At 72.3% G+C, this 3,588-nt stretch carries 4 protein-coding genes and 1 pseudogene; 2 read left to right on the forward strand and 3 right to left on the reverse strand.

Annotated elements, in window-relative coordinates; genetic code table 11:
* Positions 1-43: 43 nt before the first annotated feature.
* The 3 genes from ACFW22_RS35690 to ACFW22_RS35700 form a co-directional block, all read right to left on the reverse strand.
* Positions 44-427, reverse strand: a complete 384-nt coding sequence (locus ACFW22_RS35690; protein ID WP_386412931.1) for a zinc ribbon domain-containing protein — start codon at positions 425-427, stop codon at positions 44-46.
* A gap of 150 nt (positions 428-577) precedes the next feature.
* On the reverse strand, positions 578-1,285 hold the full coding sequence (locus ACFW22_RS35695; protein ID WP_386412933.1) for a TetR/AcrR family transcriptional regulator: 708 nt from the start codon (positions 1,283-1,285) through the stop codon (positions 578-580).
* A gap of 136 nt (positions 1,286-1,421) precedes the next feature.
* The gene (locus ACFW22_RS35700) at positions 1,422-2,183 is read right to left on the reverse strand and encodes an SDR family NAD(P)-dependent oxidoreductase (RefSeq protein ID WP_386412935.1); all 762 of its coding nucleotides are present in this window, start codon (positions 2,181-2,183) and stop codon (positions 1,422-1,424) included.
* Positions 2,184-2,388: 205 nt separating this feature from the next.
* On the opposite strand from ACFW22_RS35700, the gene ACFW22_RS35705 reads away from it, so the two are divergent.
* Together ACFW22_RS35705 and ACFW22_RS35710 are read left to right on the forward strand one after the other, a co-directional pair.
* Entirely contained in the window at positions 2,389-3,006 is a 618-nt protein-coding gene (locus ACFW22_RS35705; RefSeq protein ID WP_386412937.1) for a TetR/AcrR family transcriptional regulator, read from the forward strand.
* A gap of 309 nt (positions 3,007-3,315) precedes the next feature.
* A pseudogene (locus ACFW22_RS35710) lies at positions 3,316-3,588 on the forward strand (heme-binding protein); the annotation flags it as partial.

Raw genomic sequence — 3,588 nt, forward strand, 5'->3', positions numbered from 1 at the left:
GTGGCACTCTGTGCCACCCACCCCCCCCTTTCGTGGGCCCGCCTCAGTACCAGCCGTTGAGCGGAGCCTCCTCGCAGAGCCGGACGACCGGCCGGCGCCCGGAAACGCCCGCCCCGGAGACCTTGACCCGGACGCCGGGGCGCACCGCGTGCGGCGGCCCGTCGACGCGGCAGCGGACCACGAAACCCTCCGTCATGTGAACCGGCCAGAGGTCGGAATCGGCGGCGGCGACCCCTCGGCGCACGGAGATCACGCCTTCACCCTCGCTGAGTTCGGGCGCGAGGTCGGTCGACCCGCAGGTCGGACACAGCAGGCGCTGGAACGTGGTGGTGTGACACCAGCGGCAGCGCTGGAAGTACAGCTCGACGTCGGGGGCCGACTCCTCGGCCTGGACGGCGGTCCCGCTCCTCAGTCCCGTGTGGAACACGATGCCTTCTCCTTGCACTCGGCGGCTCGACCGTGCATGGAGCAAAGATATGGCACTGAGTGCCATCAAATAAAGACCTGAGTTCCCTCAATTGGAGACACCGGGAACCCTGAAGGCCTCGGGCGCCCCTCACCCCTCACCCCTCACCCCTCACCCCTCACCGAGACTCGACTCCACCTCGCGCACCACGCGCCACATGGGAGTGGACCGCTTGGTGATCACGACGACGACGTCCTCGGCCTCCTCGGTCGGGGCGTCCACGACCTGACCGCCGCTCCAGGTGGTGCGCACGAACTCCAGGGCCCCGTCCACTTCCGCCAGCGGATCGCCCTCGCCCCCCGAGCGCAGCCAGTGGCGCAGGGCGTGGTTGTGGGCGGCGACCACGGCCGCGGCGACCACGTTGGCGCGCAGGGTGCCGTCCCTGCGGTCGGCCCAACGGGTGCGCAGGTAGTCGCCGAGGGTCTTCTCGTAGCGCCAGACCACGGACAGTTCGTACGTGCGGAGTCCGGCCACCTCGCGGGTGAGCCGATAGCGTTGGACGGAGAAGGTGGGGTTCTCCGCGTACATCCGCATGACGAGCCGGGCGGCGTCACAGACGCGGACGATCGGGTCGTCGGAGTCGGCGCTCGCGGCGAGGAACCGGGTCATGTCGTGGAGGCACTGTTCGTGGTCGGGGAAGACCACGTCCTCCTTCGACGGGAAGTACCGGAAGAAGGACCGCCGGCCGACGCCCGCAAGCGTGACGATGTCGTCGACGGTGGTCTGCTCGTAGCCCCGCTCCAGGAAGAGCTGGAAGGCCGCGGCGATGAGGGAGTCCCGCATCGCGGGCTTCGTGGAGTTCGTCGACGCTGTTCCCATGGCCCGAACCTAGCATTTGAACGCATCCGCCACGGAACTCGGTGCCGGAGGAATCCGGCACCGAGTGCTATTTCGAGGGTACGGAAGCCCAGTGGAAACGCGGGCAGCCCTCACGCCCCCGGGGCTTTCCGCTCCCTCAGCGGGCGCTCATGCGGAGGGCGCCGTCCATGCGGATGGTCTCGCCGTTGAGGTAGTCGTGCTCGGCGACCATGGTCACGAGTCGGGCGTACTCCTCCGGACGGGCAAGGCGCTGCGGGAAGGTGACGCTCGCGGCGAGACCGGCCCGGACCTCCTCGCTGAAGCCGGCCATCATCGGGGTGTCGACGATGCCGGGGGCGATGGTGACGACCCGGATGCCGAACTGTGCCAGGTCACGGGCGGCGGTGACGGTCATCCCGGCGACGCCCGCCTTGGAGGCGGCGTACGCGATCTGGCCGACCTGTCCCTCGAAGGCGGCGATCGAAGCGGTGTTGACGACGAGGCCGCGCTGTCCGTGCTCATCGGGCTCGTGCCGGGCGATGGCCTCGGCAGCGAGCCGCATCACGTTGAAGGTCCCGAGCAGGTTGACGTTGAGCACCGCGCGGAACAGGTCCAGGTCATGCGGCCCCTTGCGCCCCAGGACGCGGGCGGAGGGGGCGATGCCGGCGCAGTTCACGGCGAGCCGCAACTCGGCCCCGTCGGCGTCGATCGCGGCGAGCGCCTCGCGGACCTGCTCCTCGTCGGTGACGTCGGCGGCCAACAGGCGGACGCCCTCGGGCAGCGGCCCGGCGGCGGCCACGGCCTTGTCCAGGTCCAGGCCGTAGACGGCGGCGCCACGGGCGGCGAGCGCCGCGGCAGTGGCGGCGCCGAGGCCCGAAGCGGCACCGGTGACGAGAGCGGCGGAGCCGGCGATGTCCATGGAACTCCTCGTTCGTGTCGTGCGGGTGCGACCCTGCCGCCGGGATGGCCGCCGGATCGGGCGCGTGCCCGCGGAGGACCGCGCGGTCCGCGCGATCTGCGCCGCCCACCATAGAACCGCGTGCCGCGCCGCCGGAAGCGGAGGCCTACCGCTCGCGGGGGACACGGACGGGGAAGAAGTAGTCGACCGGTCGTAGACTCTCGCCATGGGGCGAACGAGTGACGCGCGCGAGCGCATCCTGACCGCCGCGAGGACGCTGATGCTGTCCCGCGGCTACGCCGCCCTGGGCGTGGCCGAGATCTGCGCGGCAGCCGGCGTGCCCAAGGGCAGCTTCTACTACTTCTTCGCGTCGAAGGAGGAACTGGCCCTCGCCGTCGTCGAGGAGCACTGGAGCGAGCAGCGCGCCCTCTGGACCCGGGCGCTCGGCGAGGACCTCCCTCCCCTGCAGCGGCTACGGCGGCTGTACGAGTCGACCGAGGCCGGGCTGCGGGCCGACCGCGAGAGCTGCGGCTCCGTCACCGGCTGTCTGCTCGGAAACCTGGCCCTGGAGCTCAGCACCCGTACGGAGAGCGTCCGCGCGCGGCTGCGCGAGGTCTTCGACGAGCAGGTCGCCCTGGTGGCAGCGGTCATCGCGGAGGCCCGGGGGCGGGGCGAGGTCACGGCCGCCGACCCCACGGCAGCCGCTCGGGCCCTCGTCGCCCAGTTGGAGGGCCGGGTCCTCCTCGCCAAGCTGTACGACGACACGGGCCGCCTCGATGCCCTGTGGGTCGATTCGCTGGCCCTGCTCGGCGCCGATCGGGCGCCGGCCTCCGTCGGGGACTGAAGGCCGCCGGACGGCTCGGCAGCGGCTTCCCGCCGTCGGCGCGCGCACCCGGGGCTTCGGTGCCTCCGGGGGCAGCCGTCCCCCTTCGCGCACCCCGCTCCGCCGGGCCCCGGGCGAGGAGCGCGGTCGAGCCACCGACGAGCAGGGGTCAGCCGATCGGACGACCCGGGGGTCAGCCGTTGCGGGCGCACCGAGGAGCCGGGACGACGACCGCGGGAGGCGGGGGACGTCCCCAGGATGGAGGGGCAGAGCGGCGCCCCTCCGTCCCGAGGGTGACCGCGCTTCCCCGAGTTCCTTGGAGCGGATCCCATGAAGCACGTGAAGAAGGCCCCCTCGCGCAGCCGTGTCCTGACCGGTGGCGCGGTCGCCGCCGCACTCGTTCTCGGCGGCTTCGGCGCCTACTCCGCGAGCGCCACCGGCGAGGAGGCGACGGCCGCCCCGGCTCCTGCCGCCGCCAAGAACAAGCACACGGTGGAGTCGACGCACTTGACGATCGAGGCGGCCGTGCAGGCCGCGCGGGCGACCCTGGACGCCGCCGGGGCGGAGGGCCAGCGGGTCTCGGTCGCGGTCGTCGACCGCAAC

The organism is Streptomyces sp. NPDC058872 (genome assembly GCF_042743065.1).
Lineage (GTDB): Bacteria > Actinomycetota > Actinomycetes > Streptomycetales > Streptomycetaceae > Streptomyces.